General features: G+C 64.5%; 20 protein-coding genes and 1 other RNA gene. 14 read left to right on the forward strand and 7 right to left on the reverse strand.

Annotated elements, in window-relative coordinates; translation table 11 throughout:
* From QZM67_RS24420 to QZM67_RS24485, 14 genes are all read left to right on the forward strand, one after another.
* Nucleotides 1–410: hypothetical protein (locus tag QZM67_RS24420; RefSeq protein WP_301807230.1), on the forward strand; the 410-nt coding region annotated here is incomplete at its 5' end.
* Nucleotides 411–550: 140 nt separating this feature from the next.
* Nucleotides 551–1,276 carry a hypothetical protein gene (locus QZM67_RS24425; RefSeq protein WP_301807232.1) on the forward strand — a complete coding sequence of 242 codons (726 nt, stop codon included), beginning with the start codon at nucleotides 551–553 and terminating at the stop codon, nucleotides 1,274–1,276.
* Nucleotides 1,277–1,577: 301 nt separating this feature from the next.
* Entirely contained in the window at nucleotides 1,578–1,742 is a 165-nt protein-coding gene (locus QZM67_RS24430) for a hypothetical protein (protein WP_301807234.1), read from the forward strand.
* Complete coding sequence (locus QZM67_RS24435) at nucleotides 1,742–2,107, forward strand: hypothetical protein (protein ID WP_060174709.1); 366 nt, start codon at nucleotides 1,742–1,744, stop codon at nucleotides 2,105–2,107. The genes QZM67_RS24430 and QZM67_RS24435 overlap by 1 nt, the downstream gene beginning before the upstream one ends.
* A 90-nt stretch (nucleotides 2,108–2,197) precedes the next feature.
* On the forward strand, nucleotides 2,198–2,743 hold the full coding sequence (locus QZM67_RS24440) for a hypothetical protein (protein ID WP_301807236.1): 546 nt from the start codon (nucleotides 2,198–2,200) through the stop codon (nucleotides 2,741–2,743).
* A gap of 93 nt (nucleotides 2,744–2,836) precedes the next feature.
* Nucleotides 2,837–3,100, forward strand: a complete 264-nt coding sequence (locus QZM67_RS24445) for an AlpA family transcriptional regulator (RefSeq protein WP_301807239.1) — start codon at nucleotides 2,837–2,839, stop codon at nucleotides 3,098–3,100.
* 8 nt (nucleotides 3,101–3,108) lie between these two features.
* The gene (locus QZM67_RS24450) at nucleotides 3,109–3,384 is read left to right on the forward strand and encodes a hypothetical protein (RefSeq protein ID WP_301807241.1); all 276 of its coding nucleotides are present in this window, start codon (nucleotides 3,109–3,111) and stop codon (nucleotides 3,382–3,384) included.
* Nucleotides 3,381–4,187 (forward strand): hypothetical protein, encoded by an 807-nt coding sequence (locus QZM67_RS24455; RefSeq protein WP_301807244.1) that lies wholly within the window; start codon nucleotides 3,381–3,383, stop codon nucleotides 4,185–4,187. Before QZM67_RS24450 ends, QZM67_RS24455 begins: the two co-directional genes overlap by 4 nt.
* Before the next feature lie 5 nt (nucleotides 4,188–4,192).
* Complete coding sequence (locus QZM67_RS24460) at nucleotides 4,193–4,702, forward strand: histidine ammonia-lyase (RefSeq protein ID WP_301807457.1); 510 nt, start codon at nucleotides 4,193–4,195, stop codon at nucleotides 4,700–4,702.
* The gene (locus QZM67_RS24465) at nucleotides 4,702–5,667 is read left to right on the forward strand and encodes an AAA family ATPase (protein WP_301807459.1); all 966 of its coding nucleotides are present in this window, start codon (nucleotides 4,702–4,704) and stop codon (nucleotides 5,665–5,667) included. The genes QZM67_RS24460 and QZM67_RS24465 overlap by 1 nt, the downstream gene beginning before the upstream one ends.
* Before the next feature lie 14 nt (nucleotides 5,668–5,681).
* The gene (locus QZM67_RS24470; protein WP_301807248.1) at nucleotides 5,682–6,695 is read left to right on the forward strand and encodes a phosphoadenosine phosphosulfate reductase family protein; all 1,014 of its coding nucleotides are present in this window, start codon (nucleotides 5,682–5,684) and stop codon (nucleotides 6,693–6,695) included.
* On the forward strand, nucleotides 6,692–7,042 hold the full coding sequence (locus QZM67_RS24475) for a hypothetical protein (RefSeq protein WP_301807251.1): 351 nt from the start codon (nucleotides 6,692–6,694) through the stop codon (nucleotides 7,040–7,042). The genes QZM67_RS24470 and QZM67_RS24475 overlap by 4 nt, the downstream gene beginning before the upstream one ends.
* A 94-nt stretch (nucleotides 7,043–7,136) precedes the next feature.
* Nucleotides 7,137–7,439: a hypothetical protein gene (locus QZM67_RS24480; RefSeq protein ID WP_015601852.1), complete on the forward strand. Its 303-nt coding sequence runs from the start codon at nucleotides 7,137–7,139 to the stop codon at nucleotides 7,437–7,439.
* 18 nt (nucleotides 7,440–7,457) lie between these two features.
* A complete protein-coding gene (locus QZM67_RS24485) occupies nucleotides 7,458–7,955 on the forward strand; it encodes a hypothetical protein (protein ID WP_301807258.1) in 498 nt (165 codons plus the stop codon).
* 3 nt (nucleotides 7,956–7,958) lie between these two features.
* Here the strand turns inward: QZM67_RS24485 and QZM67_RS24490 are convergent, their stop codons facing one another.
* The 7 genes from QZM67_RS24490 to ompA all read right to left on the reverse strand — a co-directional run bounded on the left by QZM67_RS24490 (nucleotide 7,959) and on the right by ompA (nucleotide 12,534).
* Nucleotides 7,959–8,201, reverse strand: coding sequence for a hypothetical protein (locus tag QZM67_RS24490; RefSeq protein WP_301807260.1), 243 nt, complete (start codon nucleotides 8,199–8,201; stop codon nucleotides 7,959–7,961).
* Between the two features lie 49 nt (nucleotides 8,202–8,250).
* Nucleotides 8,251–8,433: a hypothetical protein gene (locus tag QZM67_RS24495; protein WP_301807263.1), complete on the reverse strand. Its 183-nt coding sequence runs from the start codon at nucleotides 8,431–8,433 to the stop codon at nucleotides 8,251–8,253.
* Between the two features lie 20 nt (nucleotides 8,434–8,453).
* A complete protein-coding gene (locus tag QZM67_RS24500) occupies nucleotides 8,454–9,695 on the reverse strand; it encodes an integrase arm-type DNA-binding domain-containing protein (RefSeq protein ID WP_301807266.1) in 1,242 nt (413 codons plus the stop codon).
* A gap of 200 nt (nucleotides 9,696–9,895) precedes the next feature.
* Nucleotides 9,896–10,265: a transfer-messenger RNA gene (ssrA, locus tag QZM67_RS24505) on the reverse strand.
* A gap of 17 nt (nucleotides 10,266–10,282) precedes the next feature.
* Nucleotides 10,283–10,999, reverse strand: coding sequence for a phosphoglycolate phosphatase (gene gph, locus QZM67_RS24510; RefSeq protein ID WP_301807268.1), 717 nt, complete (start codon nucleotides 10,997–10,999; stop codon nucleotides 10,283–10,285).
* Nucleotides 11,000–11,012: 13 nt separating this feature from the next.
* Nucleotides 11,013–11,711 carry a bifunctional 2-polyprenyl-6-hydroxyphenol methylase/3-demethylubiquinol 3-O-methyltransferase UbiG gene (gene ubiG, locus QZM67_RS24515; protein WP_175023118.1) on the reverse strand — a complete coding sequence of 233 codons (699 nt, stop codon included), beginning with the start codon at nucleotides 11,709–11,711 and terminating at the stop codon, nucleotides 11,013–11,015.
* 154 nt (nucleotides 11,712–11,865) lie between these two features.
* Entirely contained in the window at nucleotides 11,866–12,534 is a 669-nt protein-coding gene (gene ompA, locus QZM67_RS24520; RefSeq protein ID WP_006476579.1) for an outer membrane protein OmpA, read from the reverse strand.
* Nucleotides 12,535–12,821 lie beyond the last annotated feature (287 nt).

The following is a 12,821-nucleotide window of genomic DNA, read 5'->3' on the forward strand; positions in this document are numbered from 1 at the left end:
AAACCGGGTCAAGTTTCAGAAAGCACCGGCATATGATGGACGCGCGTAAGTTATTGATAAACCTGCTGTATCTAGCTACGGCGCAGTCCAGCGAACTACCGGGCTGGAGTCATCGTGAAACAAAAAACCCCGCAGACTTGCGTCATGCGGGGTTCGTGCGGCGAACGCGGAATTTGGTGGGGCGGCGTCACTCGAATTTCGTCGGCAATCCCATATCTGGAAAGGGTGTGCCTGCTTTTCGTGGTCAAAAAACCCCCAAAACGACCCCCGCGAATGAGCGCCTGGGGGTGTTTCGCTCCAGTCCCGAACCGTTGTGCGCACGCATCACCTGGATGACCGTGCACGCCCCGTGCGATGTCGCGTCACTCGCTAAAAGCACTGCTACTCATCTCGTGGCGATGATGCATTGATCTTTCATACGATTGATTTAGCATCGCGCGATGCACTCCAGATCGAGTACCGGGCGCCGCGCCCGGCTATCGCTGCCGAGGAATTGCTGCGCTGCCGATACAGGCGCGGGTAACGCGTCCCCGGCTGACTGGGAGGGCCGTTGAGCCGAGCCTTCGCATTCTTCCAGCGCGTCACAAGCCTGATTCGCAAGCAGCTCGAGCGAATCGCCTGGTCTTCGGAAGGGGATCACTCCGTTGACGATCTCACAAGCGAAACCTGGCTGATCGTGGACGAGCTCCACGCGGATCCGGATGCAACTCCTGACCCGGACGACGAAAGCCTGCGCGACATGATTGTCGCCCGGCTGCAGCGCCAGTTCGGGAAATTCGTCAATCGGAAGGAGCGGTTCGCGCTGCGCATCGATCGAGACGATATCGACGACGATGGCGATCTTCTACCCAGTGCTGTCGGCGCGCGACTTTCAGCTCCAGAAAAATACGAGCCGCTGGTTGCGCTCGAGATGCGCGAAGACGCCGCGGTGGCAGCGCACGCGATCAGCGGCCGATTCTCCGAGGCCATCGCATACCTCCGCACATTCGAGCGTTTCGATGGTGACGCGGTGCGTGTGGCGACCTATCTGGCGATCGGAGCGCGAACGCTCAATCGACGAGTGGCGCGCGCGTCGCACATCGAGGAAACACAGCCGTCGATGTTCGATGGCATCGAGGCGATTTCAGCCGATTTCATGCCGTTGGCTGGTCGATGGGCATCACCGCCGTTGCCGCATCAGTATCGACCGACGTGCGCGGCAGCGTGGCCGCTGCAACTGCAGTTCTTCGTCGTATCGGCCAAGCTGTTCTTCTGCCGTCGTCGTCGAGTTCAGTAGCTGGGTTCAATTCCCTCTTGACGTTGCGCGACCGACGGGGATAGCCTGTATGCGCTGCTGAGACAACAGCGGCCGGGTTTGGCGACCTGACGTGTACAAGGCGCAACGAAGCCGCGCCGTCGATCGACCCGCGGCTTTTCTATTTGCGCTGCCTTTGCACGCCTTCAATGGGCGGGCCTGGGCGGGGAGACCTTAGGGTCTGCCGGTTACCTTGTACGCCGGTTCGCCAACCCTGCTCAGTGCCCGCTCACCCCGTTTGGCGACGGGACAGCGGGCCTCAACCGTACAAGGAGGCCACACCATGCGCCAAGCCCTCGCTCGTCCCGAGCAACCGCAATCCCCACTCGAAATTATCCGCGCCGCCCTGCGCGCCGCCGCGCTCGCGCCGACCTATCAGGATGCGCTCGACGCCACCGGCGACGCACTGCGCCGCCTGGCTGAAATCGTCCGCGCGGAGGTGGCGTGATGAGCGGCGAGAACTTCCTCGATTCCCGATTCCCGGTCTTCAGCGAACGTGTGTCCGATGCTGCCGCAGACGATTCGCTCGTCAGGGCCGGCCCGTTGCTGAACCACCTTGAACGCGCCTATGCGGTAGTCCATGGGCTCGAGCATATTTTCGCGATCGCGCGTGCGAATCTGGTTCAGGAAACGTCATATCGCAGTGCTGGGGAGGGTTGCGAAGTGGAGCCGCCCCTGCAGCCGACGACCGTGGAGGCGCTTCTTGCGATGGGCGCGGCCGTGTCGGGGATGCTCGTGCAGGATATCGGGGCACTGTCGGATTGGGCCGACGAATATGCGGTGCGGCCGGCACGCTCCGACACTGCGGCATAATCGTTTCACCGCGCCTAGCTCGACGGGGCGAAAACCGGGCTCCCTTACCCGGCCGGCGCGGCCCCTCTCAAGGGATTGCGTGAGGGCGCAATGAGCGACAGCAAACCGCCGGATCGGCTCGATCGCGTGGCGGCCGAGATCAATAGCCTGACCTGGTCGGGTTTCGCGCCGTGGATCGAAGCGGCACGGGGAAGCGACGCGGAGGTGGCGCGTGATCTACTGGCTGCGCTCGTCGTGCAGTTGCGCACGCTCTCGTTTCCGACGTCTCCAATTTCTGCAGAGCTGGCTCACTTCGCTGCCGACGCCTTCGCGGCGTACTTGAATGGCGAGCAGTCGACGCTCGACGCTGCTTTCGGTGTCAAGGTTGATGGGCGGCGCCGTCGCAGTTCGAATCGGACCGACCGCAATGAGCGTATCGCCATGCGCATCTTTCAGCTGCGCGAGGTCGAACCCGGCAGAACGGGCGGTGCCGTGCCCACCTGGGACGAGATATGCGACGTGATCGCGAGGGAGGAGCAGCTGGAAAAGCCGCTCGATTCGAAGGAATTGCGGCGGCTCTTCAGCGTCTACCGCGGTGAGATAGTCCAGAAAATGGCGGCGCGTTTGACAGCGCGGATGGCCTCTGACGACCGTTGAGGGGTAGTCATTTCGCGAGATGGCTACCCTTAGACCGGGAGAGTCTCGAACAGCATCATCGGCCCATGTTCAATCAACCGCGAGGTTTTGCACATGGGCGCAAACTTCCCCAATACGCCGGCGGCTGCCGGCAATCAACCCGAGCCGCTGGCTCTGCCGCTCGACGGCTTCACGCGCTGGAACGATCTGAAGCAGTTCGTGCCGTTGAGCCACGAGGCCGTGCGTCTTCGCGAGCGTGCCGGGCGATTCCCGAAGCGCGTGCAGCTCGGATCGGCGCGCTGCGTTGCGTGGCCGAATCGCGAGATCCATCGTTGGCTGGCTGATCCGGCCGGCTACCGTGCTCCCGAAAACGCGTGAGGTGCGCCATGACGGCAAACCTTGCGATCCGCACGCGCCGCGTCGGCGCTATCCAGCTGCGAAGCTGGTCGACGCGCGCCGCCATCCGCTCTGCGGCCGCGCTCGGGCGATCTGTCGATGACCACGCGCGCGAGCTGCGTATCGACGCGCTCGGGCGACTGATGTGCGCCGCCGGCACGCGCGTGCTGCGCGCTCGCTGCAGCCATCTCATGCGTCTGGAAATCAGGCACCGCAGCGCGGCGCAGATCCGGCGCATGGAGGATGCGATGGGGCTGCCAGCATGACGCGTCCATCGTTCCAGTTTTACCCAGGCGACTGGCAGGCGAACAGCAACCTGCGACGCTGCACGCACGCTGAGAAGGGCGTGTGGATCGACGTGATGTGCCTGCTGCACGACTCGGAGGAATACGGGGTCCTACGCTGGCCGCTCAAGGAGATCGCGCAGGCGATCGGCGCGCCGCTCGCGGCGCTCAGGGCCATCGTCAGCAAGGGCGTGTTGAAGGGCGCCGACAACGGGCAGTCGTGCGCCGCGTGCATCTACGTGCCGCGCTCCGGCCGTCGCGACGGCGAGCCGGTGACGCTGGTGGCCGAGCAGGATGGCCCGATCTGGTACTCGTCACGCATGGTCAAAGACGAGTATGTGCGCGCGGTTCGTGGCGAGTCGTCGCGCTTCCAGAGCGATGACGACAGTGCGGCGAAGGGTGCACCAAAGCCCCCCTTGGGTGATAGCACCAAAGCTTCACCAAAGCCCCCCTTGGGTGACGGCTCTTCATCTTCATCTTCGTCTTCGTCTTCAAAGAAACAAACACAGCGCGCTTCGCGCTTCGATGCGCACGCGCATCTCGTGTCTCTGGGTGTCGACCAGACGATCGCCGCTGACTGGCTGAAGACCCGGAAGGGCAAGAGGCTCGCACCGACGCAAACCTCGCTCGATCGGGTTGGTGCGGAAGCGGCCAAGGCCGGTCTGTCGATGGCTGCCGCCGTCAAGCTGGCCTGCGAGAACGGCTGGGGCGGCTTCAAGGCGGAGTGGCTGGCTGACTCATCGCCGCGCGCGAATGGGCGCTCCACCGACGATCCTTTCGCGTGACCGCCATGAGCCTTCGCTATCCATCCAACGGTGCCGCGCTCGCGTCGATGCGTCGAGCCGGCCGAGTGCCGGAGCTGCCGGTCCTCGTAACGCTGGCCGGGCCGCTTCGCTTCGACAACGTGACGCTCTCGGCCAGTGCCGGCCAGCCCTACGACTGGCGCCCAGTTGCCGCACTCAACGTCGAGGTATTCGCATCCGCGGACGTGCCTTGGAGCGATCTGCTGCGCGCGCTCGCCGACATCGCGGCCGCGGTACCCGACACGCTGGTGCTTGCGTTCCGCGAGGGGCCGCGCGTGCACTGCGGCGAGCGGCGCGCAGTGCCGGGCGAAGATTTCGCGCTCTTCGACTGGTTCCCGATGCCGATCGCGCCGATGTGCTGGCCGGCATCGCACACGCTGGCGCGCCGCCTGTTCGATGCCTTGGGCGACACGTTGCCGAATCCCTATGACCGCGCGTGCGAGCTCGTCGTGCAGCTCGCCGCCGAACGAAGCAGAAACGCCAAGGAGGTGGCCTGATGGCCCGAACAATTCCCGATTCGATCGACTGGGCAGCCTACGCCAGAGGCGAGGATGACGGCCGCGCGGACGTGCGCCGCGCGAGCGAGTTCATCGAGAGCCTGGTCGAGCACCTGCACAGCCCGAAGGAAGTCGCGCCCGGTACCGAGTCGCCTTGGGCCAGCGTCGGCGATTCGCTCCGCTTTCGCGAGGGCGAGGTGACGCTCTGGGGCGGCGTGAACGGCCACGGCAAGTCCGCTGTCCTCGGCGAAGTGATGCTGCACGCCATGTCAGCCGGCGACCGTGCGTGCATCGCGTCGATGGAGATGCGGCCGATCGCGACCATGGAGCGCCTGACGCGCCAGGCCGCGGCGACTGCGATGCCTGCGCCGGACTTTATCCGTGGCTTCGGACGGTGGACGAACGACCGGCTGTGGCTCTACTCCCATGTCGGCACGGTCGAGCGAGCGCGCATGCTCGCGGTCGCGCGGTACTGCCGCAAGGAGCTCGGCGTGCACCATGTCGTGATCGACAGCCTGTTGAAGTGCGGCATCGCTCCGGACGACTATGCCGGCCAGAAGACATTCGTCGACGCACTGTGCTCTCTGGCGCGAGACACGGGCGTGCACATCCACCTCGTGCACCACGCGCGCAAGGGCGAGAAGGAATCCGTCGTGCCGGACAAGTTCGACATGAAGGGCGCCGGCGAGATCACGGACTTGGTCGACAACGTGCTGATCGTGCATCGGAATAAGGACAAGGAAGCCCAGTTGCGCAGGGATGACCTGTCCGACGTGAGGCGTGCCGAGCTCGAGAACACGGGCGACACACTGCTCATTTGCGCGAAGCAGCGGCATTACGCATGGGAAGGCCGGATCAAGCTCTGGTTCGACGCTGCCAGCCTGCAGTTTCGCGATGCGCGCGCCGGCGGCGCGCGGCATCTGGACCTTCGCTCCGGTACCTGGAAGCAGGGGTGGACGCGATGACGATGAAGCGGAACATGAGCAAGCCGGATCCAGCGTTGATTGCGGGCAAAGATGAGGCATCGCAGCCCGTACCTGCCGGAGAGCCTGTGGTTCCGATTCTCAGTCCGGCCGCGGCGCTCTCACTGTTTCGATATGGAGAGGCGTCGCCGTACTGGGACGCGAACATTGACGAGATGCGACGGAAGCTGCTCGCTTCAGGCTCGGTGGGCACCGTTCCTCGCATGGAGTTCCTGGTCGATGCTGCGCGCGAGGAGATCGGCCGAGCGATGGCGGCGTGCCGGCGGCCGTGTCTGCAGTTTTCCGGCGGCAAGGACTCGCTCGCCTGCCTGTATCTGCTGCGTCCGTACTGGGGTCGGTTGACGGTCATATGGTCGAGCCGTAGCGATGCGTATCCCGAGGCGCGCGAGCTATTCGAGGACGTTCGCAGGAAGGTGCATGACGTCATTGAAGTCGGCGGCGCCGAGCAGTGGCGTGCAGCGTCGGCGAACACGTGGCCGACAGATTGTGTCCCAGCGCGCGCGACCTGGTTCGGCCGAATGGTCGAGCCGACCGATGACGGGTTCGGGCTCGTCAATCGTTACGACTGCTGCCTCGCGAATTTCTGGCAGCCGATGGCTGCCGCCGTCGCTGCGGGCGGCTTCGACCTGGTGATCCGCGGTCAGCGCGATGACGAGGCGAAGCGTGCGCCGTTCGCATCCGGGGCCTGCGACGGTGATGGGCGCGCCTACGTGTTGCCGATCCAGCATTGGACGAAGGGGGACGTGATCGCCTACCTGCAGGCCGAAGGCATTGAGATCCCGCGGCAATACGGGTACGGCATGGCATCGCTCGATTGCCTGCACTGCACGGCGTATCTGGATGAGAACGGCGGGAAGCTGCGCTACCTGCGCGATTTCCACCCGCAGGCCGCTGTCGAGTATGAGCGCCGCCTGCGGCTGATCCACGGAGAGCAAGAGCGGCACATGCGCCTGACGAAGATCGCGCTCGGTGAGCTCGACCCTCTAGAGGGCGAAGGGGAGGGGGATTGAGGGCCCGCAAGAACCCGCCGCCGTTCACCCTCGAGAACGTGCTGCGCGATCTGGTGCCCGGCCGCGTCTACTCCGCGGAGGCGATTTCCCTCAAGTTCGGGGTGCCCGCCGATGCGGTGCGGCCGGTGATGCTCGGCGCGATCGTGCTCGGCAAGGTCAGAGAGCGGCCACGGCGGCGTGGCTTCCGTGTCGGCTACTGGATCCCCGAGTGCGAGCCGCCAAGCATCGCTGGCCGCCGTATCGGGCTGCTGGCGCGCCCGCACGGCATCGGTGAGCTGACGGGCTATACCGACTCGCTCCGGCAGTTCCGCGACGTCTGCATGGCGATTCCGCGGTTTCGATCGTGACCGCTCGGCGGTCGCGCTTCGCCGCGCGCCGCCGGGAACGGGTACCCTGTCGTTCGGCAGTTTGTGATCGCATACTCGACGACAGGAGACCGCGATGAGGGTGTTTCCGCGATACGTCACCGTCCTGAAATTCTGCGAGTTGACCGGCTATACCGAAGAGGCCGTGAAGTCGAAGCGGCGCGACGGTGTCTGGCTGGCGGGCCAGCTCTGGGTCAAAGCGCCTGACGGCCGCATTCTGATGGACCTCGAAGGGTACGAGGCATGGGTGGAATCGGCGCGCGAGCCAGCGCAATCAGCCGCACCCCGCGCACAGTCGCCCCCGCCGTTGAAGGCGCCCGCGACCAGGAGCGGAGCCGCGTTGAGTCCGCTGCCGCTGGCTGTTCGCGCGAGAAAATGAGCACGCATGGAGAGTGAATTGAAACTGGAAGAGCACAGCAACCTGCTTGGGAAATTGCATGGCAATCTCAGCAGCCTGGAGGCCACGCTACGGCTCTTTCTATCGCACGACGCCCGTGCACATGCCGCACCGCATCAAGGCGACTGGAACCGTGGCATTGGTGAAGAGGTAGACGAGACTCCAATGACGGATTGGCGTTCGCTCGGGCAATTGATTGACGACTTCAATACGATCTCTGGACGCCGAGACCTAGGTGTGGTGATTGATCGCGGGATCGTTGCGATTCGAGATGCATTCGCACATGGGCGAATCATGTTGCATGAGGGTGACGCAGACATGCGATTGGTGAAGTTCTCGCGTCCCGTGAGAGGTCGCGTCAAGGTCGAGTTCAACCAGCTACTCACCGCCGACTGGCTGGGCGAGCAAATTCGGCGAGCCCGAGATGCGATGTTTTCGGTACTGAATGCGATCGAAGCGATCGGGGGAACGGTCGGCCGACAATCCGAAGGGGAGTAACGCTTACGCTGCGCCGAATCCCCCGATCACCCAACCGAGCGCCCAGACCCCGGCCGCGGGCACGCCGAAAAATAGCGCACCGGCGAGGCCAGCCGGCCCGAAAATCCATGCGGACGCGGCGAAGGCGAAGAGGATGTATCCGACGATCTTCAGCACTGCGCCGAGGCGCGTGAATCCGTTCGATGCTCTCATGTGTTGCCTCCCCGTGTGGTTTGAATAACTGCGCGTCAGCGCGATGATCGCCACTACCCGCGCGTGCGCGCGCGAGGCGCAGTTCGCGGACGTTGCTCCGGGCTCATCCCCTGCCTCGGCGCGCCGCTTCGCCCTTGCGCCGCAGGCGCCGCATCCGATCTTCCTCGGCGCGTTGCCGATAAACGACTTCCAGTTCGGGATCGCGCGCGACTTCGAGCCAGCGCACCAGGAACCAGAGGACGCCGGCGGTGATGATGCCGGCGAGATACGCCGTGACGATTTCCATGTGGCCTCCGCAGGCGCCCGTCAGCCGGCCGCCGCTCCGATCGGGATGATCTGCGCGCCGGCCTTCAGCCGGTCGAGGTAGTCCGCCCATTTCTGCATCATCTCGCGGCGCTGCTGCAGGTGAGCGGTGCGGTTGTATGCCCGTCCGAGAGGGTCTTTGACGGTGTGCGCGAGCTGGGCCTCGATGATGGGCGCGGGCACGGCGAGCACCTCGTCGAGGATCGTGCGCGCCATCGCGCGGAAGCCGTGCCCGGTCATGGTGTCGCCGTCGTAGCCGAGGCGCCGCAGCGCCGCGTTTACCGTGTTGTCGGACATCGGGCGGTCCTTCGTGCGCACGCTGGGAAACAGCAACCGCCCATTGCCGGTGAGCAACTGCAGCTCGCGCAGGATGGCGACAGCTTGCAGTGGCAGCGGAACGATATGCGCGCCGCCGGCCGCCTTGCCTTGCTTCGTGCGCTTCATCCGGTCGCTGGGGATTTCCCATGTGCTCGCGTCGAGGTCGAATTCGGCCCACTCGGCGGCACGCAGCTCGCCGGGCCGCTGGAACAGCAGCGGTGCAAGACGCAGTGCGCACGAAACGGGGAGGGTGCCTTGATAGCCGTCGATCGCGCGCAGCAGCTCGGCGACCTGTTTCGGGTCCGTGATCGCGGCCATGTGCTCCTGCTGCACCGGCGGCAGCGCACCGCGAAGGTCGGCGGTCACATCGCGCGCGGCACGGCCGGTCGCGACTGCATAGCGGCAGACCTGGCCGATGTTCGCATGGAGGCGATGAGCTGTTTCGAGCGCGCCGCGCTTCTCGACCCGACGCAGCACGTCGAGCACATCGGGCGGCGCGAGTTCGGCAATGGGTTTGCCGCCGATCCACGGGAAGGCGTCGACCTCGAGTCGGCGAAGCAGCCGCGCGCCATGGCTGGCGGACCAGCTCGGTGCGTACTTCGCATGCCACTCGCGCGCGATGGCTTCGAACGAATTCTCGGCGTTGAGGCGCTGGGTGCGCTTCTCTGCTTTCTTCGCCTCGCCGGGGTCGGTGCCTTGTACCAGCATCTCGCGCGCGGCGGCGCGCTTCTGGCGGGCCTCGACGAGCGTTACCTCGGGATAGGTGCCGAGCGCCAGGCTCTTCTCCTTGCCGCCGAATCGATACTTGAGCACCCAGCGCTTGCCGCCGGCCGGGGTCACGAGCAGATGGAGGCCACCCCCGTCGAACAGCTTTTGCTGCTTCTCCGCTGGCTTGGCGTTGCGGATCGCCACGTCGGTCAGGGCCATATGCTTTTCCGTTCGGGGGTTGCCGCCGTGGGATGGTGGGGGTTGTCGATTGGCGGAATTGCGAAACACCCCCAGGACAACCCCCGCCATAGGATTGCACTCAGTGGGGGTTGTTGGTGGAAGATTGCAACAAAAAACCCCGCGGAGCAAGGCTCGGCGGGGTCTTCGTTGCGAAACGTGGTGAACGTTTGGCGGGTATTTGGTGGAGGCGGCGGGAATCGAACCCGCGTCCAGAAGCGCTCCACGACTAGTTCTACATGTTTAGTTCAGTCATTTGATTTAACCGCAGCGACGCGGACGAACACGCTGCACTACGGCGATTCGCTAAGTTTTCGACCCTGGCGTCGCGACGCCGACAGGGCTTAACTGACGTAAATGACCTCTGGCGGTATTGCTACCGGTCTTGCGACACTAGCCCGTCAGTGAACTAGGCAGAGGACGGCGGCCCTTAGGCTGCCAGTGCGAACGTATCGTCGTTTGCAGTTACGATTTTCCCATTGATTAACGAGGTGACGGGTCCTCGACATGCCCTAGCCGCTTCACAACCCCTGTCGAAACCAGGTCGCCCCCGCGGATAAGATCAAACATTATAGCCCAACATCGCGCAGCAGTTCGCGTAGTTGCTGCGTTGTGTCGACGAGATGCTGCGCTTGCCAGTCGGATGGCGCGGCGCCGTCGCCGCAGTAGCCGTACGCGGCCGCGACCGTCGCCATGCCGGCGGCGCTGCCGGCCTGAATGTCGCGCAGGTCGTCGCCGACGTAGACGATGCGCACAGGCGCGAGCGTCAACTGGTCGGCCGCATGCAGCAGCGGGGCCGGGTGCGGCTTCGGGTGCGGCGTTGTGTCGCCCCCGACGACGCAGGCGGCGCGCGGCGCGAGACCGAGCAGGTCGACGAGCGGCGCCGTGAGCCGCATCGCCTTGTTCGTGACGATGCCCCAGCGCACGCCACGCGCGTCGAGCTCGTCGAGCACGTCGCCGATGCCCGGGAACAGCGTCGTATGCACGCACAGATCCGTCGCGTAGTTGGCCAGGAACTCGTCGCGCATCGCTTCGTAGCCGGGCGTGTGCGGATCAATGCCGAACGCGCCGCCGAGCAGGCCGCGTGCGCCGGCTGAGGCCAGCGGCCGCAGCACGTCGAGCGGTGTTTCGGGCAGGTCGCGCACGCGTTGCATCTTGTTGACGGCAGCCGCGAGATCGGGCGCCGTGTCGGCGAGCGTGCCGTCCAGGTCGAACAGCACGGCATCACAGTGCAGCAGGCGCGGTTCGTCGAGTGCAGCCCGCGCGGTCGAGAGAGGAGTCGTCATGCCGGTTGGAAGGTCACGCGCCGCGGCGGCACGCGACGAGGTAGTTGATGTCGGCGTCGTTCGACAGCGCGAAGCGCTTGCCGATCGGGTGATACGTGATGCCCTTGATCTCCACGATGTGCAGATCCGTCGCGCGTATGAAGCCGGCCAGTTCCGACGGGCGGATGAAGCGCGCGTAGTCGTGCGTGCCCTTGGGCAGCATTTGCGCGACGTACTCCGCGCCGATCACGGCGAACAGGTAGGCCTTCAAGTTGCGGTTCAGCGTCGAGAAAAACACCCAGCCACCCGGCTTCACGAGCGTCGCGCACGCGGCGACGATATCGCCGGGCGACGGTACGTGCTCGAGCATCTCCATGCACGTGACGACATCGTAGGAGCCCGGTTCGCGCGCGGCGATCGCTTCGGCGGCGATGGCCTCGTAATCGACCGTGATGCCGCTTTCGAGGCTGTGCAGGTCGGCGACGCCAAGCGCTTCAGTCGACAAGTCGATGCCTTTCACTTGTGCGCCGAGTCCGGCCATCGATTCGGACAGGATGCCGCCGCCGCAACCGATGTCGAGTGCGCGCTTGCCGGCGAGGTGCGCATGCGCATCGATCCATCCGAGCCGGACCGGGTTCAGGTCGTGCAGCGGCTTGAATTCGGCATTCGGATCCCACCACCGATGGGCGAGGTCGCTGAATTTCTGGAGTTCGTGCGGATCGGCGTTGGTCATGTCGGCAAACGGGCTACGGGAGGAGGGCGGTGCTGCGGTTCGTCAGCCCCGAGTATATAAGAAGCGGACGAGCGGCGAAGCGACGAGCGCCTGGGCGGGCGTCAAAGAAAAAGCCCCGCCGGGGCGGGGCTTTGAAGCAGTCGAAAACCGCGGCTTAGTTTGCCGGAACGGTCGTCTTCTGCACTTGCTGCGTACCAACCACTTCGACTTCCACGCGGCGATCCGGTGCGAGGCAGGCGATGAGTTGCTTGCGGTTCTTCTGGTTGCAGCCAGTCGTAACCGGGTTGCGCTTGCCCTTGCCTTCCGTGTAGATCTTGTTGGCCGGCACACCCTTGCTGACCAGGTACGACTTCACGGCTTGCGCACGGCGCAGCGACAGACGGTCGTTGTACTTGTCCGAACCGATGCGGTCCGTGTAGCCCGTTGCGACGACCACTTCCGTGTTCATGCCTTCGATCTTCGAAGCCAGTTCGTCCAGCTTTTGCTTGCCCAGCGGCTTGAGCGTTGCCTTGTCGAAGTCGAACAGTGCGTCAGCTTGATACGTGATCTTCTGGCTCGTGATTGCCGGAGCGACCGGAGCGACCGGCGGCTGCGGTGCCTGGGCGACCAGTGCGCCATCGCACTTCGCGTTGGCGGTGGCCGGCGTCCAGAACGCATCGCGCCAGCAGAGCTCGTTCGTGCCGTTCATCCACACCCATTCGCCCGTGCCGTTGACCCAGTTGTCATTGACGGCTTGACGCGACGCCGGCACCGACTGTGCCGAAGCGGATGCAGCCATAACTGCGGTAGCTGCAATGAACGCGAGCTTTGAAAGTTTATTCATATTTCTCCTCTCGAAATTGAGATTACCGCAGGTTTACTGCGAGCCTGTTGACGGTGACAAGTCATACATTGCTCGAAGTATAACATTGGTGCGGCACAAAAAACGCGGCGCCGCCTCTGTGTAGACTTCGAGCAGCGTCTAACTTTCAGTGCGTTGGCATTTTGCCATATCGTTCCCTTCCTACGAAAAAAAATCCTCCCCACCCCAAGATCGCTTCAACTTTGTGGTGCATGCGCAACACTGACCTGCCGTAACTTTCAGAGATTGTCAAGAGTGTGGCGACGAAA

Origin of the sequence: Burkholderia sp. AU45251 (assembly GCF_030482905.1) — a bacterium.
Lineage (GTDB): Bacteria > Pseudomonadota > Gammaproteobacteria > Burkholderiales > Burkholderiaceae > Burkholderia > Burkholderia aenigmatica.